This window comes from Pseudomonas sp. 22526, from assembly GCF_052044735.1.
Lineage (GTDB): Bacteria > Pseudomonadota > Gammaproteobacteria > Pseudomonadales > Pseudomonadaceae > Aquipseudomonas > Aquipseudomonas piscium.
Map to the genome: position 1 here is coordinate 1 of NZ_JBQENK010000049.1, position 374 is coordinate 374.

At 66.3% G+C, this 374-nt stretch carries 1 protein-coding gene; it reads left to right on the forward strand.

Features of this window, described 5'->3' with window-relative positions:
- Window positions 1-374, forward strand: a 374-nt coding sequence (locus ACTJKT_RS31240) for a contractile injection system protein, VgrG/Pvc8 family (protein WP_440790416.1), incomplete at both ends; no start/stop codon positions are given.

Sequence of the window (374 nt, forward strand, 5' to 3'; positions counted from 1 at the left end):
CGCGGCAAGTTCCTCAGCCAGCGCGCCCTCGAACGCCACCGCGCCGACTACCAGCAGGCCGAAGGCTGGGGCGACCAGACCCGCCTGGTCAGCGGCCACTTCCTGGAACTGTCCGAGCACCCGCGCAGCGAGTGGAACGACCTGTGGCTGCTCACTCATATCGTCCACGAAGGCAAGCAGCCACAGGTGCTGGAAGAGTCGGTGACCAGCGACACCACTGACCACAAGGACGACTTCCACCAGGGCTATCGCAACCGCTTCCTCGCCACGCCCTGGCAGGTGTTCTACCGTCCAGCCCTGAACCACCCGAAACCGCGGGTGCTGGGCAGCCAGACCGCGGTGGTCACCGGGCCCAAGGGCGAAGAAATCCACTG